The sequence below is a fragment of the Pseudomonas sp. I8001 genome (genome assembly GCF_013385345.1).
GTDB lineage: Bacteria > Pseudomonadota > Gammaproteobacteria > Pseudomonadales > Pseudomonadaceae > Aquipseudomonas.
Map to the genome: position 1 here is coordinate 58,594 of NZ_JACAQC010000006.1, position 20,812 is coordinate 79,405.

Sequence of the window (20,812 nt, forward strand, 5' to 3'; positions counted from 1 at the left end):
TTGACTGAGTTGTCCTGTCGAACAATGATCACAGGTGGGAGCTGGCTTGGCTGCGATAGCTATTTCAAAGCCAGCAGGTGAATCAAGCCTGGTTCAGCGCCTGCGCCGCTTCGAGCACTGCATCCACATGGCCTGGCACTTTCACACCGCGCCATTCCTGGCGCAGTACGCCATTCTTGTCGATAAGGAAGGTGCTGCGATCAACACCCAGGTATTCCTTGCCATACAGCTTCTTCAGCTTGATCACATCAAACAGCTGGCAAACCGCTTCGTCCTTGTCGCTGATCAGCTCAAAGGGGAATTCCTGCTTTGCCTTGAAGTTCTCGTGGGACTTCACGCTGTCCCGGGACACGCCAAACACCTCGGTGTTGGCCGCCTTGAACGCAGCATGCTGGTCACGGAAGCCCTGGCCTTCAGTGGTGCAGCCCGGGGTGCTGTCTTTCGGGTAGAAGTAGATCACCACTTGCTTGCCCTTGAGCCCGGCGAGGCTGAAGGTTTGCCCGCTGGTGGCCTGGGCTTCGAAGTCGGCTACCGGTTGGTCGATCACTACAGACATGAAGACTTCCTTACATAGGGTTCTGTGGGCGCCAAGGCTCGATCAGCGCGTCGAGGTTCAGGGCATCGGCGAAATCCAGGAACTGGTCGCGCAGCCAACTGATCTGTACGCCGGCCGGCAAGGTCACGGTAAAGGTGGCGTTGAGCATGGTGCCGCCGGTCTGCGGAGCCTGATAGGTGTCGCAGGTCAGGTTTTCCAGCTCGACGTTGTGGTCGATAAAGAACTGGCACAGCTCGTTGACGATGTCCGAGCGGTAGGCCGAACTGACATAGGCCACGTAGGGCAGGGCCTGCGGACGGTTCTCCAGGGCGGCGCTGCGCACCACGTTGACCGTGAAGTCATGCTTCTTCGCCAAACCCGGTAAACCGGTTTCAAGGCGGGCCAGGGCATCCCAGGTCCCGGAAATCTGCAGGACCAGCGCACTGCACTCGCCATGGCGGGTCAGGCGGGAGGTCACGACGGCGCAGCGGTTTTCATGGCTGGCGCGGCACAGGACGTTAGTCAGCTCCATGGGGTTGGCGCCAAGGGCACTGATGACAAGGAATTGTTCGCGGACTGTGGGGGTGGACATGCAGCCTTCCTAAAGCGATGAGCGGTCGATACGATGCAAGCGGTATCAATCAAAGGATGAAGGGTAGCGAAAACCATCGCCAAGGGCTAGGAGGTGGCGTTTTCATTACGTAATCAGCTTCATCAAACCCCGCTTTGGCAGAATGATGGCGCTGCTGCGAACTAAGTTGATCCAGAACGCATCCTCAGGCGGTACTTCGCTTGTACAAGCATCTTGGCGCCAGTACCATTACCGCTCTCTTTTTCCGGCAGGAGCGGTTGCATGATTGCGGGCAGTATGGTGGCACTGGTCACACCCATGGATGCACAAGGTAATCTCGACTGGGACAGCCTGGGCAAACTGGTGGACTTCCACCTGCAAGAGGGCACCAACGCCATCGTGGCGGTCGGCACCACAGGTGAATCGGCCACACTGGATGTGGAAGAACACATCGAAGTGATCGAGTTCGTGGTCAAGCGCGTTGCAGGGCGCATTGCTGTCATCGCCGGCACGGGCGCCAATTCGACCCGCGAAGCGATCGAATTGACCAGCAACGCCAAGAAAGCCGGCGCCGATGCCTGCCTGCTGGTCACGCCGTACTACAACAAGCCGACCCAGGAAGGCCTGTACCTGCACTTCCGCGCCGTTGCCGAAGCGGTCGATATCCCGCAGATCCTCTACAACGTACCCGGTCGCACCGCCTGCGACATGAAGGCCGAGACCGTGATCCGGCTGTCCACCGTACCGAACATCATCGGTATCAAGGAAGCCACCGGTGACCTGCAGCGCGCCAAGGACATCCTGGCCGGCGTCAGCAGCGACTTCCTGGTGTACTCCGGTGACGACGCCACGGCGGTCGAGCTGATCCTGCTGGGCGGCAAAGGCAACATCTCGGTGACTGCCAACGTTGCACCGCGCGCCATGAGCGAGCTGTGTGCCGCGGCCATCGCCGGTGATGCGGTCAAGGCCCGGGCGATCCACGAACAACTGGCACCGCTCAACAAAACCCTGTTTATCGAATCCAACCCTATCCCCGTGAAATGGGCGCTGCATGAGATGGGCCTGATGCCGGACGGTATCCGTCTGCCGCTCACCTGGCTCAGCGAAGCCTGTCACGAACCGCTGCGACAGGCCCTGCGCCAGTCCGGCGTCCTGGTTTAATTGAGGAAGCACTACGCATGAAGCGATTGGCCGGACTTTCCGCACTTGCCTTGATTATCTCCAGCACCAGTGGCTGCGGTTGGATCTGGGGCCCGGAAGGCTACTTCCGCGACCGCGGTAGCGATTACCTGGAAGCCCAACAAACCGCCCCGATGAAATTGCCGTCGGACGTCAATGTCGCCAAGCGCCTTGACCCGTTGCTGCCGATTCCGCGCAACGTGGCCGACGACACCGTCAAGGGTGAATACGAAGTGCCGCGTCCACAGCCGTTGTCGGCCGTGGCCGACGCCAGCGACTACAGCCTGCAGAAGAGCGGCGACACCCGTTGGGTCATGGCCCAGCGCCCACCTGCCGAAGTCTGGCCGGTGGCGGTCCAGTTCTTCCAGGACAACGGTTTCCGCATTGACGAACAACGCCCGCAGACCGGTGAATTCACCACCGCGTGGCAGCACACCAGCGAACTGTCGGCATCCATGGCCAAGCGCCTGCAGGCCGGTGGTGTAGCCAATGACAGCGAAGCCCGCATCCGCGTGCGTATCGAGCCAGGCGTGCAACGCAACACCAGTGAGGTCTACGTAGTCAGCGCCGAGCGTCCTGCCGGCAGCACCGCCAACGTCGACTTCACCCCACGTTCGGTCAACACCGGCGTGGACGCTGCCCTGGTCGACGAAATGCTCGCCAGCATGAGCCGTATTTCCGAGAAGGGCGGTTCCGTCTCCCTGCTCGCCGCCGGTAGCTTTGACACACCTAGCCGCGTCAGCCTCAGCGAAGACGGCAGCGGCAACGTGGTGCTCAACCTGGGTGAAGACCTGGACCGCGCCTGGTCGAGTGTCGGCCGCGCGCTGGAGCACGGCGAATGGCGCGTTGAAGACATCAACCGCAGCCTGGGCCTGTACTACATCAACCTGGCCGAAAAAGCCGAGAAGAAAGACGACGAGCCAGGTTTCTTCAGCAAGTTGTTCGGCAGCAAGCCGACCAAGGAAGAGATCGAGACCCGCGCCGAGCGTTACCAGGTTCGTTTGAGCAAGGTAGGCGAAAGCGTGCAAGTCACCGTCGAGAAAAACATCAACACCGTGGCGCCGGCAGAAGTGGCACGCAAAGTGTTGGGCGTGATTCAGGACAACCTGGGCTGATCCGATGCGTTTTGCCGTTCTCGGCAGCGGTAGCCAAGGGAACGGCACGCTTGTAGCCCATGACGACACGTACGTCCTGGTTGATTGTGGTTTCTCACTGCGGGAAACCGAGCGGCGCCTGCTGCGCCTGGGGGTTCACCCCGCGCAGCTGAGCGCGATTCTGGTGACCCACGAACATGCCGACCACGTGCATGGCGTGGGTTTGCTGTCTCGGCGCTACAATCTTCCGGTGTACCTGAGTCGCGGCACCTTGCGCGGGATGCGCAAACCGATTGAACCCGCAGGTTTGCTGGCCGGTGGCGAACAATTGCAGATCGGTGCCTTGAGCATCGATGTGATTGAAGTGGCCCACGATGCCCAGGAACCGACGCAATACGTATTCAGTGACGGTGAACGGCGTTTTGGCCTGCTCACTGACCTGGGTTCGTACTGCGCCAAGGTGCTGGACGGTTACCGGGACCTCGACGCATTGATGATCGAGTCCAACCACTGCCGTGACCTGCTTGCGCGTGGCCACTACCCGGCCTTTCTCAAGCAGCGGGTCGGCGGGCAGTTTGGACATTTGAACAACCACCAGGCGGCGTACCTGGTGTATGAGTTGGGCTGGCAAGACCTGCAACACCTGGTCCTGGCCCACCTGAGCAGCAAGAACAACCTGCCGCAGCTGGCCCGGCAATGTTTTGTCGACACCCTTGGGTGCGACCCGGACTGGCTGCAACTGGCCGATCAAGATTCAGGGCTCGACTGGCGACACATCGCCTAGCCCACCTACTTAGCAAGCGGAGCCCATCATGGAAAAACGTGAAGAACTCTACCGCGGCAAAGCCAAATCGGTTTACAAGACCGACGACGCCAACCGCTTGATCCTGCTGTTTCGTAACGACACCTCGGCGTTCGACGGCAAGCGCATCGAACAGCTCGACCGCAAAGGCATGGTGAACAACAAGTTCAACGCCTTCATCATGCAGAAACTCGAAGCGGCCGGCATTCCGACCCAATTCGACAAACTGCTGGGCGACAACGAATGCCTGGTGAAAAAACTCGACATGATCCCGGTCGAGTGCGTCGTGCGTAACTATGCGGCCGGCAGCCTGGTGAAGCGTTTGGGCGTGGAGGAGGGCCTCAAGCTCAACCCCTACACCTTCGAGCTGTTCCTGAAAGACGACGCCAAGGGTGACCCGTTCATCAACGAATCCCACGTGGTTGCATTTGGTTGGGGCACCGCTGAGCAACTGGCTCGCATGAAGGAGCTGTCGCTGAAGGTCAACGACGTCCTGAGCAAACTGTTCGACGACGCCGGCCTGCTGCTGGTGGACTTCAAACTGGAATTCGGCGTGTTCCACGACGGCTCCATCGTCCTGGGCGACGAATTCAGCCCGGACGGCTGCCGCCTGTGGGACAAAGACACTCGCAAGAAGATGGATAAAGACCGCTTCCGCCAGGGCCTCGGTGACGTTATCGAAGCCTACGAAGAAGTCGCCAACCGTCTCGGCGTACCGCTGTAATCGACGCAAGCATCTGATAGCACGGAAAAAAATCGCTTTTGCGCTTTGCTTCCAGGAAACAGGCTGTTATGATGCGCGCCGTTGGAGAGATGCCAGAGTGGCCGAATGGGACGGATTCGAAATCCGTTGTACCTTCACCGGTACCTAGGGTTCGAATCCCTATCTCTCCGCCATTATTGAAAAATGAAAAACCCCCGATAACTTCAATGTTGTCGGGGGTTTTTTGCTTTCAGTCAGAAATTGCATAATGAATTCTGCTACGGTCTTCGTTAATTGGCGCTTCGGACATCGGTCATGAATTTTAAAAAAGTACTGGCGCATTTGCAGGCTGAAGTTCCCGAGCTATTGGCTGTGTATGTGTTCGGTAGCCAAGTGACGGGTGAGGCAGGTAGTGAGAGTGATCTGGATGTTGCGGTCCTTTCTGCGGGAGTGGTCGAGCCTTTATTGCTATGGCAGCTTTCCGGGGAGTTGGCCGATATCGTTGGAGTTCCCGTCGACTTGCTTGATTTGCGCGCAGCCTCAACGGTAATGCAATACCAAGTATTGACCACTGGGCGTCGGCTCTGGTCCGGGAACGTCCAGGCGGGTCTATTCGAGAGCTACGTCCTGAGCGAAAAAACCGCGCTGGACACGGCAAGGGCTGAGTTGTTGGCGGATATCCAGAAGGAAGGGAAAGTTTATGGTCGATGATGTTCTCATCAATAAAGCAGCCAGTATTGAGCGTTGCGTTGCGCGCGCCCGTCAGGAATACGATAAGGATCCCACCAGCTTCACCACCGATTTCACGCGCCAGGATGCGGCGATTTTGAATATTCAGCGTGCCTGTGAGGCAGCGCTGGACATGGGCCAGCACTTGATTCGTCGTGAGCGCCTGGGTGTTCCACAAGGAGCTCGTGACGTGTTTGAGTTGTTATGTCAGGGCGGTTGGGTCAATCCTGCGTTGCTGACCAACCTGAAGAACATGGTCGGGTTCCGTAACATTGCTGTTCACGAGTACCAGACGCTTCAATTGCCGATTACTGTAGCGATCATTACAAAACACCTGGATGAGTTTCTAGCATTTAGTTCGCATATTTTGACCAAGGATGCGGGGTTGGAAAATAAACAAGTCTAATCTGTAAATTTTCCATCCCTCTGAATAAGTTTTCCTGCTGCGGTGTTCACCACACAGACCACTCAGGAAACGCCCATGAACAATCCCGCCGACCGCTACGACCGCCTGACCCGCACCTTCCACTGGCTGACCGCCGCCCTGGTGATCTTCATGTTCGCCAGCGCCCACGTCTGGGAAAACCTGGAAAAAGGCACGCCACTGCGCAAGGCCCTGCAATCGGTCCATATCTCCCTGGGCATCGCCATGGCGGTGCTGATCGCTGCACGTATCCTCTGGCGTGTGTTCGGCGGCAATCACCCAAAGGCCGACAATCACCCTGCGCTTAACGTGGCCGCCAAAATCGCCCACGGCTGTCTATACCTGTTGTTACTGACGCAGGTGACCCTGGGCTTCCTGTTCCGCTGGGCCCAGGGCGAGCCCTTCAACTTTTTCGGACTGTTCCCGGTGCCAGCGCCTTTTGTGATCGATCACGAATTGCGAGGCACCCTGGGTGGCCTGCACAACAATGTCGCCTGGGCGATCATCGTACTCGCCGGGCTGCATGCCTGCGCCGCGCTGTGGCATCACTACATCCAGCGCGACAGCACGTTGCGCCGCATGCTGCCGGCCCCTCGTGGCGATCTTCCCTACTGAGTTTGCTGCTGTACTTTCCCTATCGTTACGGAGCATGAATGCCATGAAGAATCGTCCCGAGCACGCCGTTGGTTACCGCACCGCTTTGTTCTTCGGCGCCTGTATGGCCGCCGCGCTATTGGCCGGCCAGGCCCATGCCTCCGGTGACGAATCGGCGCCGCCCAAGCCCAACTGCCCCAAAGGCCAGGTCTGGGATACCAAGACCGGCAAGTGCGTGCTGCAAACCAGCAAGGCCACGTCGGACGCCGACCGCACCGACTACGCCTACCGCCTGGCCAAGGACGGGCGTTACGAAGAAGCCCTGTCACTGCTCGACACCCTGCAAAACCCGAACACCGCCAAGGCCCTGAACTACCGCGGCTACGCCACCCGCAAACTGGGGCGCACCGATGAAGGCATCAGCTACTACCTGAAGTCCGTGGCACTGGACCCCAACTACGCACAAGTCCGTGAATACCTGGGGGAGGCCTACGTCATCAAGGGCCGTGTGGACCTGGCCCAGGAGCAACTGGTGAAGATCAAGGCGTTGTGCAGCACCACCTGCGAAGAGTACGAAGACCTGGCTGAAGCCATCGCCGCCGCGCCTCAGGCTTGAAGCTGTGAGCGAACAGCCGGGAGATTGCCATCACCACAGACGCTGAGTTGCGCCGAGAGTTGAGCCAGCTGTTGCCACGTTTATGGCGATACGGGCTGGTGCTGTCGCGACAAAAGCATGTGGCTGATGACCTGGTGCAAGCCACCTGCGTGCGGGCGTTGGAGCGTGCAGGCCAGTTCGTGGCTGGCACGCGGCTGGACCGCTGGTTGCTGACGATCATGCATTCGATCTGGCTTAACGAATTGCGCGCCCAGCGAGTACGGCAAGGGCAGGGGTTTGTCGACGCCGAGCAGGCGTTGTCGTTCGACGGTGAAGCCCTGGCTCAGGACCAGGTCCTGGCCGCGCAGGTGATCAAGCGCGTCAATGCATTACCCGAAGCGCAGCGGGAGACTGTTTTTCTGGCCTACGTCGAAGGCCTCTCATACAAGGAAATTGCCGAAGTCCTGCATATTCCCGTAGGAACGGTGATGAGCCGGTTGGCCGCTGCACGCATGAAGCTGGCTGAAACTGCGCACTCAAGCGGCTTGTTGGATAAATCGAGCGGAGAACGACGATGACTCAAAATACACCACCGTCGGATGAACTGCTGGTGGCTTACCTGGACGGTGAGTTAGACCCTCAGCAGCGTCAGGTTATCGATAACCTGCTGGGGATCGATCCTGCCGTGACAGCCCGCTTGGAGCTGCTCAAGCGCGGCCACTTGCCGTTCAAATCAGCCTTCGATTCGGTTCTCGATCAAGCCCCTACAGAGCGTTTGCAGGTGATGCTCGATGCCTTGCCGCCGGCACAAACACCCACCCTGAGTCGACGCAAATTTCTCGCGGTAGCAGCAAGCTTTGCGGTGGCCGGTGTGGTCGCTGATCGATTGTTCATGACCTGGCCCCGGCCTGAGCCCGGTTCGGGCTGGCGTGCCTCGGTGGCCGAATACATGGCGCTGTATACGCCCCAGACCCTGGAAAACCTCAGCGCCGATCCCGACTCCCATATCGCCCAGCTGAGTTCGGTCGGGACCCAGCTCGGCCTGTCGTTGAACCCGGATGCAGTACACCTGCCTGGCGCCGAATTTCGCCGCGCACAAATCCTCGATTATGACGGCGTACTGATCGGCCAACTGACCTACCTCGACGCGCGCCACGGCCCGCTGGCGCTGTGCATTACGGCGGCGAAAAAAGGTGCGGTGGCCATGGCCACCGAACAGCGCCGGGGCATGAACGTGGTGTTTTGGTCCAGCCCGTCCCATGCGTTCATGTTGATTGGCAGAAACCCGTTCGAGGATTTGCAGATCATGGCGCGCAGTGCCGAGAAGGCTTTGTCGGCATAGCTTCAATGAGACGATGAGGGCGTTTGCAACGCCCGCCACTGAGCCGGCGTCGTCCCCTCCCAGGAACGAAACGCACGATAAAACGAGTTGGTATCTTCATAGCCCACCAGGCACGCGATCTCGTCTATCTCAATTGACGGCTCGGTGAGCAGATGCCGCACCACTTCCTGGCGGGTTTCCAGCATCAGTTGCCTGAAACTGGTGCCGGCCTCGGTAATGCGCCGTTGCAACGTGCGTTCGCTCATGCCCAGCTCCCGCGCTACCTCGACCATCTCGGGGCGGCCACTGGCCAGGAAGCGCTTGAGGGTGATCTTGACCTGATGGCTGATGCTGGCCGGTGTCGAGGCCTCGGCAAGCGCTGCCACCAGGCCCGGGTTCAGCATTTCGAGCATTTGCGGGTTGTACCCCGGAAAAGGTCGGTCCAGATCGGCGGCGTCCAGTATCAGCGCGTTGCGCCCGGCACCAAAACGCACGGAGCAACCGAAAAACTCGGCCAGTGCACGGCTGCCATCGTCCGGGCGAACCAGTTCGACCTGCAGGGGAGTGATCTGCGTCCGTGCTCCCCGTCGCCCCAATTCAACAAACGTCGCAAACGCCGCATCCACCAGCAGCGCAGGCGGTAATTCTGGCGTGTGCAACCAGTCGATGGTCACCGTACAGGTACGGCCATCCTCGCAAACCTGCAGGCGCTCGGGTGTGCACAATTGCTTGAAGCGGGCGAGGCGGTGCAGGCCATCGCGATAATCCCGGGCGATAAAAGCGGCAAAGCTGGAGGGTGGAAGCGCGGTGATATCCAGCCGCGTCACCAGTAATATCCCGACAGCCGGATCAGGATTAAGTATGCGCACCGCCTCCCACAAGCGAAAGAACTCCAGCGTCGTCACCTGCCGCCGGTCTCGCCGCTCGCGGATATGCAGGGTCATGGGCAAGCGTGCCTGACGCAACACCACCGACGGCTCCAGCCCGACGCTCTGCAGCGCCAGCCAGAACACATCCGGTATGTTGAAACGGGGTTGGGTCACGTCAGGCATGCGGCACCTTTTTCAAAAGCGTGAGATTAATCCGAGGCTGACACGCTGAGGTCATGCCACTTCTTATCCGACTCGGCCAAGTCTGCCGCTGCCCGGGCGGCGTATTGCACGGCATCGCTGCCGATCAGCAAGCGTAGCGGGGCGTCTTTGTTCAGTGCCAGCTCCAGCACGATTTCGGCAACCCGGTCCGGACCCGTCGGCAGGATGCCGGGGGAGTTGAGCAATTCAACCAGGGCGCCGACCGTTTGTTGGTAGGGCTCACTGATGGCCGGAATCGTCATGGAACTGCCCGACCAGTCCGTGCGCATGCCGCCCGGCTCCAGCACGGTCACCTGGATGCCCAGTGGTGTGACTTCCTGTGCCAGTACTGTGGAAAATCCACCGACTGCCCATTTCGCACTCTGATACGCGGCCAGGCCGGCCATGCCGATGCGGCCACCCAACGACGATACCTGGAAGATATGCCCACGGCCCTGGGCGCGCAGCACCGGCACCACCGCCTTGCTCACGTGCACCACACCATAGAAGTTGGTGCTGATCTGCGCGGAAAAATCCTCCAGCGTCACATCTTCCACCGACGCCAGGTCACCGTAGCCGGCGTTATTGACCACCACATCCAGGCGACCAAAATGTTTCACCGCGGCATCCACCGCTTCCAGCACCTGCTGGTTATTGGTCACGTCCAGCGCGACCGGATAAATCGCCTCGCCGTATTCGGCCACCAGGTCATCCAACTGCTTGGGATTGCGCGCGGTGGCAACCACACGATCACCGGCGCGCAGGGCGGCTACGGTAATCGAGCGGCCGAGGCCGCGGGAACTGCCGGTGATAAACCATATCCTGGACATTCGAACACCTCTTCGTTTGAGACTGCGGGAGTAACCTGTGAACGAATGATGGTCGACCGGCTTCTCTCATACACTAGCAAGAGGCCGCCAAGTGACTTGCATATCACGCCCTTTATTCTGCGGCCAACCGTGCCGACAGGCTTTCGATAAACACCGTCTCCGCCCGGCTCATCTTCTGCTCACGGTTCCACAGCAGGTGGATATCCACGTCGGTAATCCCTTCGTCTGGCGGCAAGCGCCAGAGCAACCCATGCTTCACATCCTCGGCCACCACATGAATCGGCAGGCAGCCCAGGCCAAACCCGGCAATCACCAACCGCCGCACTTCCTCCAGGCTGGAGGACGACGCCACGATGCGCCCGCTGAAGCCCTGCTGGTCGCGAAAGATCGTCAACGGCGAGAGCATCCCGCCGATCTGGTCGCTGGTAAAACTCACGAAGTTCTCCGACTGCAAATCTCCCTCCGCCAGCCCGGTGCGTCCGAACAACGGGTGATGCCGCCCGCAAAAAAATGCATAACGCTGACGTAGGAACAGGTGCTGCTCCAGCCGTGGTTGCGGCCGGCGATTGAGGCTCAGGCCCAGCGTCGCGGTTTTCTCCAGCAGGGCGGCGACGATGTCAGAGCTGCGCATCACCTCAACGTCCAGGTCGACCCGGGGATGCTGGCGATGGAAGTCCGCCAGGAAGTCATCAAAGGTGTCCGAACTGATCCGGCTGATCATCAGCAACCGCACTTTGCCAAGCACCTCGTCGCCAGGCTTTTGCAGGGCGTTGCTCATCTGCGAGACCTGGCCATACATCTCGCCGGCGATCGCGAAAATCTGCTCGCCGGCTTCGGTCAGCACGAAGCGCGGGCCGCGCCGGGCGATCAACTGGCAGTCGAGCTGTTCTTCCAGGCGCTTGAGCGCCTGGCTGATGGCCGGCTGGGTGAGGTGCAGGCGGGCGGCGGCGCGACTGATGCTCAACTCCTGGCCGATCACCCGGAAGGTGCGCAACAGGTTCCAGTCCAGGCGGTCATTGAGCAGCGGATGAACATCGCGGCGATTTTCAGGCATGTCGACAGCTCGATAATAAGCAGGATTTATAATCGGAATAATAAATAGAAAATTGACTAATCATAGGGCCGAGACGAAAAATCACCCTCAACCAGCGCCATCAGAGCGCGTGCGCCAGACCTTTCTCCTGCCAAAAAAATAACCAAAGGAGCCAGCCCCATGAAGCCTTCCGCTTCGCCGCAGCCGCGCCGTGCCGCGGCCGCCGCTTTCATCGGCACCATGATCGAGTGGTACGACTTTTACATCTACGCCACCGCCGCCGCGCTGGTGTTCGGTCAATTGTTCTTCCCTTCCGACGACAAACTGTTCAGCACCATGGCCGCGTTCGGCACCTTTGCCGTGGGCTTTTTCGCTCGGCCATTGGGCGGCATTGTGTTTGGGCATATCGGTGACCGTATCGGTCGCAAGAAATCCCTGGTGATCACGCTGGTGATGATGGGCGTGGTCACCGTATGTATCGGCCTGTTGCCGACCTATGCGCAGATCGGCGTCGCGGCGCCGGTGTTGCTGGTGCTGCTGCGCATCGTGCAGGGCATCGCCGTTGGCGGCGAGTGGGGCGGGGCGGTGCTGATGGCCGGCGAACATGCACCCAAAGGCCGTCGCAATTTCTTTGCCTCCTTTGCACAGTTGGGCAGCCCGGCGGGTTTGATCCTGTCGTTGCTGGCCTTCAGTGCGGTAACCCGTTTGCCGGAGGCCGACCTGCTCAGTTGGGGCTGGCGCGTGCCGTTCCTGGCCAGTGCCTTGTTGTTGATCGTCGGTCTGGCAATCCGCCTGGGCGTCAACGAATCGCCTGAGTTCCTGGAAGACAAAGCCAAGGCAGAAAAGGCCCGGGCCATCACCCAGGATCAGGCCCCGGTGATCGAAGTGCTGAAAACGGCCTGGCGCCCGCTGCTGCTGTGCATCGGTGCCAACACCCTGGGGATTGCCGGGGTGTATTTCACCAACACCTTCATGATTGCCTACACCACCCAGCAACTTAACCTGCCGCGCTCGTTGATTCTGGAATGCCTGTTTGTCGTGGCCATCATCCAGTTCTGTGCCCAGCCGCTGGCGGCCTGGGTGGCGGAGAAGGTCGGTGCCACTCGTTTTCTGTGTGCGATGAGCGTGCTTGCGATGGCCTCGCCTTATCCGATGTTCGTGCTTGTCAGCAGCGGCCAGGCGCCATTGATCATCCTCGGCATCGCCCTGGCCGTGGTGTGCATGGCCTCGTTTTATGCGGTGATTGCCGGCTTCGTCAGCGGCTTGTTCGAAACCCGCGTGCGCTACACCGCCATCTCCCTGGCCTACCAAGTGTGCGGCGCGCTGGCCGGTGGCCTCACGCCGTTGATCGGCACCTGGCTGGCCCATGAATACCAGGGCCAGTGGTGGCCGATGGCAGTGTTCTACAGCGCGATCGCGGCGGTTTCGCTGCTGTGCGTACTCGCGTTGTCCCGTCGTCACGCCACCGCCCACCGTCTTGAAATGGCTTGAAGCGTTTGATTGGAGAATGTGTATGTTGAAGATTAATGGCGAGCGTCTGTGGGCCAGCCTGATGGCCATGGCCGAGATCGGCGCCACGGCTCGCGGAGGCAGCTGCCGCCTGGCGTTGAGCGCCGAAGACCAGGCCGGCCGCGCACTGTTCAGCCGCTGGTGTGAAGAGGCCGGGCTGACCCTGAGCGTCGACGCCATCGGCAACCTGTTCGCCCGCCGCGCCGGCACGGACAATGAAGCGGCCCCGGTAATGATGGGCAGCCACCTCGACACCCAGCCGGAAGGCGGGCGCTTTGATGGCGTCTATGGTGTGCTGGCCGGACTGGAAGTGATCCGCAGCCTCGACGACCACGGCATCAAGACCCGCAAACCACTGGAAATCGCGGCATGGACCAACGAGGAGGGCGCCCGGTTTACCCCGGCCATGCTCGGCTCGGCGGTGTTCACCGGCACCTTGGCGTTGGATAACGCGCTGGCCACCCGGGATGTCGCCGGTGTCAGCGTGGCGGATGCGTTGCGCAGCACCGGCTACAACGGCCAGCGCCCATTGGGCGGCGCGGTGGATGCGTATTTTGAAGCGCACATCGAGCAAGGTCCTATTCTGGAAGACAACGCCAAGAGCATTGGCGTGGTTACCGGTGGGCAGGCGATTCGCTGGCTCGATGTGCGCGTGGAAGGCATGGCCGCCCATGCCGGGACTACGCCGATGCTGCTGCGCAAGGACGCCTTGTACGGCGCCGCGCAGATGATCCAGTCGCTGGAAAACCTGGCGGCTGATTTTGCGCCTGAGGGCCTCACGACCGTGGGTGAATTGAGCATCGCCAAGTCGTCGCGCAACACCATTCCCGGCCTGCTGAATTTTACCGTCGACCTGCGCCATCACCGCGACGCCGACATAGAAGCCATGGAGCAACAGGTGCGTGCCCGCTTGCAGGACATCGCCGCCCAACGTGGTCTGAGCGTCACCGTCAGCCCGCACTGGATCAGCCCGGCGACACCGTTTGATGCCGAGTGTGTCGCCTGTGTGCAGTCCGCCGTGGATGCGTTGGGTTATGCCCAGCAATCGATTGTCAGCGGTGCTGGCCATGACGCCATCCACCTGGCGCGGTTCTGCCCCACGGCGATGGTGTTCATTCCGTGCGTGGGAGGCTTGAGTCATAACGAAGCCGAAGATGTGCTGCCCGAGGACGTTCGCCAGGGTACCGATGTATTGCTCAATGCCGTGTTGAAACGTGCCGGCCAGGCTAATTAACGAAACATTTCTGCAAGGTTGAACACGATCAAAATGTAGGAGCTGGCTTGCCTGCGATAGCGTTGGTTCAGGCAACAAATTTGTATCTGAGCCACCGCAATCGCAGGCAAGCCAGCTCCTACAGGTCCGGTATTCAACCGCAGATGTGTGCCCATCAGGAGAAATCCCATGCGTACTTATTTCCACCCCGAACAACTCCTGCACCATCCTCGCAGCTACTACTCCCGTGGCCAGATGCGTACCCCGCAGGAAGTCCCGGAGCGCGCCCGCAATCTGCTGCTGGCCGCACAAAACCTGGGCTTCGACATCCAGCAACCCCACGACCACGGCCTTGATCCACTGCTGGCTGGGCACGGTGCGGCCTACCTGGCCTTCCTCCAGGAAGCCCACCAGCGCTGGAAAGAAATCCCCGAAGACTGGGGCGACGAAGTCATGTCCAACATCTTCGTGCGCGAGCCCAACGCCCTGCGCGGCATCCTTGCCCAGGCGGCGCGCTACCTCGCCGACGGCAGTTGCCCGATTGGCGAACTCACCTGGCGCTCGGCCTATTGGTCCGCCCAAAGCGCCGTCGCTGCCGCCCGGGACATCCTCGACGGCGCACCCGCGGCCTACGCGCTGTGCCGCCCGCCAGGCCACCACGCGCGTTTTGATGCAGCCGGTGGGTTCTGCTATATCAACAACGCGGCGGTTGCGGCGCAGGCGTTGCGCGCTGGCTTCGAGCGCGTCGCCGTACTCGACACCGACATGCACCACGGGCAAGGCATCCAGGAGATTTTCTACGAGCGTGATGACGTGCTGTACGTGTCGATTCACGGCGACCCGACCAACTTCTATCCGGGGGTTGCAGGCTTTGCCGAAGAGCGCGGCGCTGCTGCGGGTGAAGGCTTCAACCTCAACCTGCCGATGGCGCATGGCGCGAGTGAGGCGGTGTTTTTCCAAAAGCTGGAACTGGCATTGAAGGCAGTGAAGGACTTCTCGGCGGACGTGCTGGTGTTGTCGCTGGGGTTCGATATCTACGAGCTGGATCCGCAAAGCAAAGTGGCGGTGACGCGGGAAGGATTTGCGCGGCTGGGGGAGTGCATTCGTGGATTGGGGTTGCCGTGTGTGATCGTGCAGGAGGGCGGGTATCACCTGGAAACGCTGGACAGTAATGCTCAGGCTTTTTTTGCAAGTGCGCAGGCGTGGTCAATGTAACCCGCTGAATAAAGCGCCCCGGACTGCCTTGGAAATACATTCAAGGCGCGTCCGACCCGTGGGCCTTTTACGTCGATAATTTATATCTCTTAACTTCTGGTCGACACCCCTAAAGTCCCGCCCTGACTGGCCGAAACTCTGTCATACGATGTCGTATGCCCATAATGAGAACAATCGCCATGTCGCTCCGCAGCCTGTCCATCGCCCGCCGTGCGGGTCTCGGTTTTGCCTTGATTGCCTTGCTCGTGGCGCTGTTGGGGTTCTTTGCGCTCTCGAACATGGCAAGCATCCGCGAAAGCGCCGTGCAGGTTGAAAGTGGCCTGGTGCCGAAGATGCGCCTGGTCTCGGACATTCGCGAAATCATGCTGCGTATCCGCACCATTTCCCTACGCATGGCCCTTGATCCCAATCCCGCGAGCCTCTCGCAATACCGTAGCCAGATGGACACCCGCAGCCAGGATCTGACGAAGAAACTGGCCGACCTGAATGCGGTGATTGATACCCCCGAGGTACGCAATCTTTATGATCAGTTCCAGGTCTCCCTGCGTCAGTATCAGCAAGGTCTCACTCAGTCATTCATCCTCGCCGACAAGCAGCAGACCGCCGAGCTGAACAAGTTGCTGCTGGTGGACATGAAGACCGTGGTCGACGGTTCCGGCAATCAGCTCAATGCCCTGGCCGACTATTACAACGCCCAGATAAACCTGCAGGGCCAGACGGCCGAGTTGCAGTACAGCCGCTCGCGCACGATGGTCTTCGGCTTCGTGCTGCTGGCGGCGTTGAGCACCGTGGCCTTGGCCTGGTTGCTGACGCGTAGCATTGTCGGCCCGCTCAGCCACGCGGTGCGTGCCGCCGAAAACGTCGCTCAAGGCGACCTGACCCAGACCGTTGACGTCACCGGCGATGACGAAGTGACCCGCCTGCTGGTGGCACTGCAGAGCATGCAAGGCAGCCTGCGCAGTACCTTGCAGCTGATTCGCCAGTCGGCCGGGCAGATGGCGGCATCGGCCACCGACCTCAACGGCATCACCGACCAGAGCCGCCGTAGCCTGCAAAAGCAGACCGCTGAAATCGAGCAAGCCGCCACCGCGGTCAACGAGATGACCTCGGCCGCCGATGAGGTGGCACGTAATGCGGTCTCCACTTCCGAATCCACCCGGCTCTCCAATGAAACGGCCCGTGACGGCCAGCAGCGCGTCGGCGAAACCGTCAGTGCGATTCAGGCGTTGAGTACCAACATCGGTGAAACCTCGAGCCTGGTGCAAAACCTCGCCGATCAATCGCGGGACATCGGCAAGGTGCTCGATGTGATTCGCTCCATCGCCGAGCAGACCAACCTGTTGGCCCTGAACGCCGCCATCGAGGCGGCGCGTGCCGGTGAGTCCGGGCGTGGCTTTGCCGTGGTGGCCGACGAAGTGCGTGCGCTGGCCCATCGCACCCAGCAATCGACCCTGGAAATCGACCAGATGGTCACCGCGATGCGCAGTGGCTCCAGCGAGGCACTGACCTCAATGCAATCGAGCACCCAGCGGGCCAGCGAAACCTTGATCCTGGCCGAAGGCGCCGGTGGAGCCTTGAGCCAGATCACCGACTCCATCGACCAGATTCACCAGCGCAACCTGGTCATCGCCAGCGCCGCCGAGGAGCAGGCGCAGGTGGCCAAGGAAGTGGATCGCAACATCGTCAATATTCGTGACCTGTCTGCGCAGTCGTCTTCGGGAGCGGGGCAGATCAACGGGTCGAGCCAAGAGCTGGCGCGCTTGGCCGTGTCGCTCAACGAGGCGGTGGCGCGGTTTCAGCTGTAACCGGGTCTACCCGTGCCACGGAGGGCACCAGTTCCAGGATACGGTCACGGCCACCTTCGGCCACCAGGTACGTTCCCTTCGTCGTACGCACAATCGACTGTGGCGCCTTCAGGAAAGACAGGATCGTCTGCTGGCGTCCTTGCTTGTCGATCAACAACAAACGCGCCCGGTGGGTGGAATCCTCGTTGATCCATAACCCGCGTTCATCGCACATCAGGAAGGTGGGTTTGTTCAAATGGCTCAGTACCACCGGGTCGCTACCGTCGATGGTCAGCTCTCGCACCACGCCCTTCTTCTTTTCTGTGTAGAGCATGCGCCCATCCGTGCAGCGAACAATCGACTCGCCTTCGCTGAGTTGGTCACGCACGACGCTCAAGGTCCTGTCGCTCCAGTGATAGCGCAGAATCCGCGCCCCGACCTTGCGGTCTTCGATGGCATACAAGTACTCGCCGTCGTCCCATAGCCCTTGCACGCTTTCTCCCCTGAACAGCTCGGTGACGACGCCGTCCTTGAGGAAGCTGACCGGCGCGCCGTCCACTTCCTGGCTGAACACCCAACCGCCCTGAGTGGCGACCATGCCATCGGGCTTGGATAGTTTTCCTACAACCAGCTCGCGTTTTCCGTCGGGCAAGATGCGCACGATACTGCCAAGCCCATCGCTCAATTCCTGGCTCACCATCAGCGTACCGTCGGGCATCGGCATCAGTGATGCGGCCTTTGCTACGTCTCGGTGGACGACATGAACACTCCAGTCTTCGGCTGCGCTGACCGGGTAGAAGCTTTGCCAGGCGAAGAAGCCCAAAGCTGCAAGGCAGAGCAAACCCAGGAGCCACAACCCCGCTCGAAGCGCTCGATAGAGAGGCGCAGGGCTGGAAGTCCTTTTTATTGTTTCATCCATTGATTGCGTTACCGGTAGCTATTCGTGAATAGAACGATTGGAGCCGAAGTTAACCGTTGTCCTCGTCCTGCAAGAGGGCTGCGTAATCTTGCCCTCCGTAGAACACCCCTAGAATCGATACCGTTTCAGTGTCGGCATCTACTGTAAAAGCGATGATGGTGGTGTGCCGATAGTGAGTGGTACGTAGAGTGGGTAACAAGTCTTCACGGCTGATGCCGCGCAGAGGAAACAGATACAGGTTTTCGCAGTAAGTGATGATGGCATCTACATAGCGCGCAGCGATGACGGGTGAGCCGGCCTGGGTGATGTAGTCTTCAAGTTCTTCGAGTTGCGTTACTGCCTTGGGTGAAAAAGCTACCGTGTAGGTCACGACTTACGGTTGCCTTTCTGTTGGCGTTTGGCTGCCATGTGTTCGCGGACCTGGGCGGCAGACAGCGCGCTGTCTGGATCGGCCTTGAGGGCGACGGCTGCTGGAATCACTTGATCCTGAAGCCAGTTTTCCATTGCTCGTTCACGTGCCAGCAAGATTCGCAGCCCGTCGCGTATGACTTCACTTTCACTGGCATATTCGCCAGTGCTCACTTTGGCTTTGACGAGTGCGGCCATCTCAATCGGCAAGGTGATGCTCATTTGCTGGGTTGAGCGCATGGTAGCGTCCGCTTTTGCTGGGTAGGATTTAATCCTACTCAACGCTGGGCGTGTTGCAAGCGGTAACTGACCAGTGTGAGTCGCTGGAGTCTCCTGAACTGACCAGCGTGCTGTCTGTTTCGTGCAGATACTGATGGGGTAATCCATCGTCAAAAACTTTTCCATAGTGGGCCTAAAAGTGAGAGCTGGATTTGAGGCTGTCAGTATTGACGCTTTTCAGAAGTCTCGTTTCCAACCCACGCAAATTCCCTGCTGATATGTATGACCGCATATTTTCCGTAGGGTTATTGGCTGATCCCGAGTCTGTGGCCCGCGCCAATAGCATCCCGCCAGCCCCCATACGATAATGCCCGCCACATCTGTTCAACCAATGGCTGCCCCCGTGATCATCAACTTCGACCTGAACGACCTCCAAGCCTTCCGTGCCGTCGTAGACAAGGGCAGTTTCCGTGCGGCGGCCGAAGCCATCCGTATCTCCCAGCCGGCCCTCAGCCGGCGCATCGAAAAGCTCGAGTCTGCCCTCGACGTCAAACTCTTCGAACGCACCACGCGCCGGGTCAGCCTGACCATGGTGGGTCGCGCGTTCCTGCCGCAAGTCGAGCGCATGCTCGATGACCTGGACATCGCCCTGATGGGCATCAGTAACGTGGCTTCAACCCGTATGGGCAATGTCACCATCGCCTGTGTGCCGTCTACGGCGTACTACTTCATGCCCCACGTGATCTCCGAATTCCACAAGCTCTATCCGAAGATTCGTCTGCGGGTCTTGGACGCCAGTGCGGGCGAGGTGTGTGCGGCGGTGGAAAGTGGCGAGGCGGATTTCGGCGTGAGTTTCAGCGGCAGCCTGGCAGACGGGGTGGAGTTCGAGCTGTTGTTGCAGGAGCGTTATGTACTGGCCTGTCGCCGGGAGCACCCGCTGGCGGACCGCGCCAGTGTGACGTGGGCCGAGGCGTACGAGCACGACTACATCACCGTGGACAAGACCTCAGGCAACCGCTTCCTGCTGGACCAGGCCCTGCGCGGCGTGCGGGTGAAGAAACCAAGCATCTGCGAAACCCATCACGTCACTACGATGATCGGGCTGGTGGAGGCGGGGTTGGGGGTGGCGATGGTGCCGTCGATTGCGATGCCGGGCGGCGAACATCCGATTCTGACGAGCGTGCCGCTGGTGGAGCCGGAGGTGGTGCGCAACGTGGGGTTGATCAAGCGCCGCGGGCGTACGTTGACGCCGGCGGCACTGGAACTGGAGCGGTTGACGCGGGAGATGCCGTTCCGGTCAGTGTGAGACCGAATCCAGGCCGGTGGATTGCACCGCCGGTTGCGCCTGGGGCGAGGCGAGGAATTGCAGAAGCTTTTTCGCCTGCGCGGGGTGCTGCGCATTTACCGGAATGCCGGCGGCAAAACGGGTGACGGACTGCACGTCTTCGGGGATCTTTCCGACGTAGGTCACGCCCGGAATCGGCAGCAGTTCGGACACCTGCTGCAAGCCCACCTCGTAGTCACCCTTGGCCACCTGGGAGGCCACCGGGATGCGTTCGATCATGGTGCCCTTGGACGGCATGCCGAGCTTCTTGAACAGTTCCTTTTCGACGTAGACGCCGCTGGCGCTGTCCGAGTACGCGACGGATTTGGCGTTGGTCAGTACCGTCTTCAGTTCGGCATCGGTGGCAATCGAGGGCTTGGCCGCGCCTTCCTTGACCACCAGGCCGATGCGCGAGTCCGCCAGTTCAACGCGGGACGCCTTGTCGACCTTGCCTTGCTTGATCAGCTCATCCAATGCGTAGCCGACCATGATCACAACGTCGGCGTGTTCGCCACGGGCCAGGCGGTTGGGAATCGCTTCCGGCGCCTTGCCCATCGACGGGCCGAGGATGGTGTCGAGGGTGTCGCCGCTCTGGGTGGCGTATTGCGCACCCAGCACCTTGTAGGCAGCGGTGAAGCCGCCGGAGGTCATGACTTTCAGCTCTTCGGCGTGGGCGACCATCGCCAGGGAACCGATCGCCAGTGCCGCCAGTGTTTTCAGCATGGGGTTCATCAGTGCGGC

The 20,812-nt window shown here is 60.3% G+C and carries 24 protein-coding genes, 1 tRNA gene and 1 pseudogene; 17 read left to right on the forward strand and 9 right to left on the reverse strand.

Features of this window, described 5'->3' with window-relative positions; genetic code table 11:
* Positions 1 to 82 precede the first annotated feature (82 nt).
* Positions 83 to 556 carry a peroxiredoxin gene (locus tag HX839_RS03775; protein WP_003211984.1) on the reverse strand — a complete coding sequence of 158 codons (474 nt, stop codon included), beginning with the start codon at positions 554 to 556 and terminating at the stop codon, positions 83 to 85.
* A gap of 10 nt (positions 557 to 566) precedes the next feature.
* Complete coding sequence (locus HX839_RS03780; protein WP_003172487.1) at positions 567 to 1,127, reverse strand: glycine cleavage system protein R; 561 nt, start codon at positions 1,125 to 1,127, stop codon at positions 567 to 569.
* 261 nt (positions 1,128 to 1,388) lie between these two features.
* Here HX839_RS03780 and dapA point away from each other — a divergent pair, with 261 nt between their 5' ends.
* The 11 genes from dapA to HX839_RS03835 all read left to right on the forward strand — a co-directional run bounded on the left by dapA (position 1,389) and on the right by HX839_RS03835 (position 8,568).
* Complete coding sequence (gene dapA, locus HX839_RS03785) at positions 1,389 to 2,267, forward strand: 4-hydroxy-tetrahydrodipicolinate synthase (RefSeq protein WP_003211981.1); 879 nt, start codon at positions 1,389 to 1,391, stop codon at positions 2,265 to 2,267.
* 17 nt (positions 2,268 to 2,284) lie between these two features.
* Positions 2,285 to 3,400, forward strand: a complete 1,116-nt coding sequence (bamC, locus tag HX839_RS03790) for an outer membrane protein assembly factor BamC (RefSeq protein ID WP_102604223.1) — start codon at positions 2,285 to 2,287, stop codon at positions 3,398 to 3,400.
* Between the two features lie 4 nt (positions 3,401 to 3,404).
* A complete protein-coding gene (locus HX839_RS03795) occupies positions 3,405 to 4,163 on the forward strand; it encodes an MBL fold metallo-hydrolase (RefSeq protein WP_003211977.1) in 759 nt (252 codons plus the stop codon).
* A gap of 28 nt (positions 4,164 to 4,191) precedes the next feature.
* Positions 4,192 to 4,905: a phosphoribosylaminoimidazolesuccinocarboxamide synthase gene (gene purC / locus HX839_RS03800; RefSeq protein WP_003211975.1), complete on the forward strand. Its 714-nt coding sequence runs from the start codon at positions 4,192 to 4,194 to the stop codon at positions 4,903 to 4,905.
* Between the two features lie 83 nt (positions 4,906 to 4,988).
* Positions 4,989 to 5,078: transfer RNA gene (locus HX839_RS03805), tRNA-Ser, on the forward strand.
* A 121-nt stretch (positions 5,079 to 5,199) separates the two neighbouring features.
* Entirely contained in the window at positions 5,200 to 5,595 is a 396-nt protein-coding gene (locus HX839_RS03810) for a nucleotidyltransferase domain-containing protein (protein ID WP_087692601.1), read from the forward strand.
* Complete coding sequence (locus HX839_RS03815; RefSeq protein WP_003211948.1) at positions 5,585 to 6,019, forward strand: DUF86 domain-containing protein; 435 nt, start codon at positions 5,585 to 5,587, stop codon at positions 6,017 to 6,019. The genes HX839_RS03810 and HX839_RS03815 overlap by 11 nt, the downstream gene beginning before the upstream one ends.
* Before the next feature lie 75 nt (positions 6,020 to 6,094).
* Positions 6,095 to 6,652 (forward strand): cytochrome b, encoded by a 558-nt coding sequence (locus HX839_RS03820; protein WP_177066750.1) that lies wholly within the window; start codon positions 6,095 to 6,097, stop codon positions 6,650 to 6,652.
* A 43-nt stretch (positions 6,653 to 6,695) separates the two neighbouring features.
* Entirely contained in the window at positions 6,696 to 7,247 is a 552-nt protein-coding gene (locus HX839_RS03825) for a tetratricopeptide repeat protein (protein ID WP_017479232.1), read from the forward strand.
* 59 nt (positions 7,248 to 7,306) lie between these two features.
* Positions 7,307 to 7,804, forward strand: coding sequence for an RNA polymerase sigma factor (locus HX839_RS03830; RefSeq protein ID WP_003211943.1), 498 nt, complete (start codon positions 7,307 to 7,309; stop codon positions 7,802 to 7,804).
* Positions 7,801 to 8,568 (forward strand): anti-sigma factor, encoded by a 768-nt coding sequence (locus tag HX839_RS03835; protein WP_177066751.1) that lies wholly within the window; start codon positions 7,801 to 7,803, stop codon positions 8,566 to 8,568. Before HX839_RS03830 ends, HX839_RS03835 begins: the two co-directional genes overlap by 4 nt.
* Positions 8,569 to 8,570: 2 nt before the next feature.
* Here the strand turns inward: HX839_RS03835 and HX839_RS03840 are convergent, their stop codons facing one another.
* The 3 genes from HX839_RS03840 to HX839_RS03850 form a co-directional block, all read right to left on the reverse strand.
* Positions 8,571 to 9,599, reverse strand: coding sequence for an AraC family transcriptional regulator (locus HX839_RS03840; RefSeq protein WP_177066752.1), 1,029 nt, complete (start codon positions 9,597 to 9,599; stop codon positions 8,571 to 8,573).
* A 26-nt stretch (positions 9,600 to 9,625) separates the two neighbouring features.
* Entirely contained in the window at positions 9,626 to 10,447 is an 822-nt protein-coding gene (locus tag HX839_RS03845; protein WP_177066753.1) for an SDR family NAD(P)-dependent oxidoreductase, read from the reverse strand.
* Between the two features lie 112 nt (positions 10,448 to 10,559).
* Positions 10,560 to 11,501 carry a LysR family transcriptional regulator gene (locus HX839_RS03850; RefSeq protein ID WP_003211934.1) on the reverse strand — a complete coding sequence of 314 codons (942 nt, stop codon included), beginning with the start codon at positions 11,499 to 11,501 and terminating at the stop codon, positions 10,560 to 10,562.
* Positions 11,502 to 11,660: 159 nt separating this feature from the next.
* On the opposite strand from HX839_RS03850, the gene HX839_RS03855 reads away from it, so the two are divergent.
* The 5 genes and pseudogenes from HX839_RS03855 (at position 11,661) to HX839_RS31810 (ending at position 17,222) form a co-directional block, all read left to right on the forward strand.
* The gene (locus HX839_RS03855; protein WP_177066754.1) at positions 11,661 to 12,971 is read left to right on the forward strand and encodes an MFS transporter; all 1,311 of its coding nucleotides are present in this window, start codon (positions 11,661 to 11,663) and stop codon (positions 12,969 to 12,971) included.
* 22 nt (positions 12,972 to 12,993) lie between these two features.
* Positions 12,994 to 14,223, forward strand: a complete 1,230-nt coding sequence (locus HX839_RS03860; RefSeq protein WP_177066755.1) for a Zn-dependent hydrolase — start codon at positions 12,994 to 12,996, stop codon at positions 14,221 to 14,223.
* Between the two features lie 168 nt (positions 14,224 to 14,391).
* Complete coding sequence (locus HX839_RS03865; RefSeq protein WP_177066756.1) at positions 14,392 to 15,417, forward strand: histone deacetylase family protein; 1,026 nt, start codon at positions 14,392 to 14,394, stop codon at positions 15,415 to 15,417.
* A 179-nt stretch (positions 15,418 to 15,596) separates the two neighbouring features.
* Positions 15,597 to 16,364: pseudogene (locus tag HX839_RS31805) on the forward strand (MCP four helix bundle domain-containing protein); the annotation flags it as partial.
* A gap of 48 nt (positions 16,365 to 16,412) precedes the next feature.
* Positions 16,413 to 17,222, forward strand: coding sequence for a methyl-accepting chemotaxis protein (locus HX839_RS31810; RefSeq protein ID WP_371315622.1), 810 nt, complete (start codon positions 16,413 to 16,415; stop codon positions 17,220 to 17,222).
* Here the strand turns inward: HX839_RS31810 and HX839_RS03875 are convergent.
* From HX839_RS03875 to HX839_RS03885, 3 genes are all read right to left on the reverse strand, one after another.
* Positions 17,191 to 18,042: a hypothetical protein gene (locus tag HX839_RS03875; protein WP_177066757.1), complete on the reverse strand. Its 852-nt coding sequence runs from the start codon at positions 18,040 to 18,042 to the stop codon at positions 17,191 to 17,193. The genes HX839_RS31810 and HX839_RS03875 overlap by 32 nt on opposite strands.
* A 127-nt stretch (positions 18,043 to 18,169) precedes the next feature.
* A complete protein-coding gene (locus HX839_RS03880) occupies positions 18,170 to 18,490 on the reverse strand; it encodes a type II toxin-antitoxin system RelE/ParE family toxin (protein WP_177066758.1) in 321 nt (106 codons plus the stop codon).
* Positions 18,487 to 18,768 (reverse strand): type II toxin-antitoxin system ParD family antitoxin, encoded by a 282-nt coding sequence (locus HX839_RS03885; protein WP_177066759.1) that lies wholly within the window; start codon positions 18,766 to 18,768, stop codon positions 18,487 to 18,489. Before HX839_RS03885 ends, HX839_RS03880 begins: the two co-directional genes overlap by 4 nt.
* A gap of 382 nt (positions 18,769 to 19,150) precedes the next feature.
* Between HX839_RS03885 and HX839_RS03890 the strand changes: the two genes are divergently transcribed.
* Positions 19,151 to 20,053, forward strand: a complete 903-nt coding sequence (locus tag HX839_RS03890; RefSeq protein WP_008437881.1) for a LysR family transcriptional regulator — start codon at positions 19,151 to 19,153, stop codon at positions 20,051 to 20,053.
* Here HX839_RS03890 and HX839_RS03895 read toward each other — a convergent pair.
* The gene (locus tag HX839_RS03895) at positions 20,045 to 20,803 is read right to left on the reverse strand and encodes a substrate-binding domain-containing protein (protein WP_177066760.1); all 759 of its coding nucleotides are present in this window, start codon (positions 20,801 to 20,803) and stop codon (positions 20,045 to 20,047) included. The genes HX839_RS03890 and HX839_RS03895 overlap by 9 nt on opposite strands.
* Between the last annotated feature and the right edge of the window lie 9 nt (positions 20,804 to 20,812).

Bases quoted from the DNA above. Each gene is read 5' to 3' on its own strand.
- HX839_RS03775 (WP_003211984.1), bottom strand. From the start codon at position 556: ATGTCTGTAGTGATCGACCAACCGGTAGCCGACTTCGAAGCCCAGGCC.
- HX839_RS03780 (WP_003172487.1), bottom strand. From the start codon at position 1,127: ATGTCCACCCCCACAGTCCGCGAACAATTCCTTGTCATCAGTGCCCTT.
- dapA (WP_003211981.1), top strand. From the start codon at position 1,389: ATGATTGCGGGCAGTATGGTGGCACTGGTCACACCCATGGATGCACAA.
- bamC (WP_102604223.1), top strand. From the start codon at position 2,285: ATGAAGCGATTGGCCGGACTTTCCGCACTTGCCTTGATTATCTCCAGC.
- HX839_RS03795 (WP_003211977.1), top strand. From the start codon at position 3,405: ATGCGTTTTGCCGTTCTCGGCAGCGGTAGCCAAGGGAACGGCACGCTT.
- purC (WP_003211975.1), top strand. From the start codon at position 4,192: ATGGAAAAACGTGAAGAACTCTACCGCGGCAAAGCCAAATCGGTTTAC.
- HX839_RS03810 (WP_087692601.1), top strand. From the start codon at position 5,200: ATGAATTTTAAAAAAGTACTGGCGCATTTGCAGGCTGAAGTTCCCGAG.
- HX839_RS03815 (WP_003211948.1), top strand. From the start codon at position 5,585: ATGGTCGATGATGTTCTCATCAATAAAGCAGCCAGTATTGAGCGTTGC.
- HX839_RS03820 (WP_177066750.1), top strand. From the start codon at position 6,095: ATGAACAATCCCGCCGACCGCTACGACCGCCTGACCCGCACCTTCCAC.
- HX839_RS03825 (WP_017479232.1), top strand. From the start codon at position 6,696: ATGAAGAATCGTCCCGAGCACGCCGTTGGTTACCGCACCGCTTTGTTC.
- HX839_RS03835 (WP_177066751.1), top strand. From the start codon at position 7,801: ATGACTCAAAATACACCACCGTCGGATGAACTGCTGGTGGCTTACCTG.
- HX839_RS03840 (WP_177066752.1), bottom strand. From the start codon at position 9,599: ATGCCTGACGTGACCCAACCCCGTTTCAACATACCGGATGTGTTCTGG.
- HX839_RS03845 (WP_177066753.1), bottom strand. From the start codon at position 10,447: ATGTCCAGGATATGGTTTATCACCGGCAGTTCCCGCGGCCTCGGCCGC.
- HX839_RS03850 (WP_003211934.1), bottom strand. From the start codon at position 11,501: ATGCCTGAAAATCGCCGCGATGTTCATCCGCTGCTCAATGACCGCCTG.
- HX839_RS03855 (WP_177066754.1), top strand. From the start codon at position 11,661: ATGAAGCCTTCCGCTTCGCCGCAGCCGCGCCGTGCCGCGGCCGCCGCT.
- HX839_RS03860 (WP_177066755.1), top strand. From the start codon at position 12,994: ATGTTGAAGATTAATGGCGAGCGTCTGTGGGCCAGCCTGATGGCCATG.
- HX839_RS03865 (WP_177066756.1), top strand. From the start codon at position 14,392: ATGCGTACTTATTTCCACCCCGAACAACTCCTGCACCATCCTCGCAGC.
- HX839_RS31810 (WP_371315622.1), top strand. From the start codon at position 16,413: ATGGCGGCATCGGCCACCGACCTCAACGGCATCACCGACCAGAGCCGC.
- HX839_RS03885 (WP_177066759.1), bottom strand. From the start codon at position 18,768: ATGCGCTCAACCCAGCAAATGAGCATCACCTTGCCGATTGAGATGGCC.
- HX839_RS03895 (WP_177066760.1), bottom strand. From the start codon at position 20,803: ATGAACCCCATGCTGAAAACACTGGCGGCACTGGCGATCGGTTCCCTG.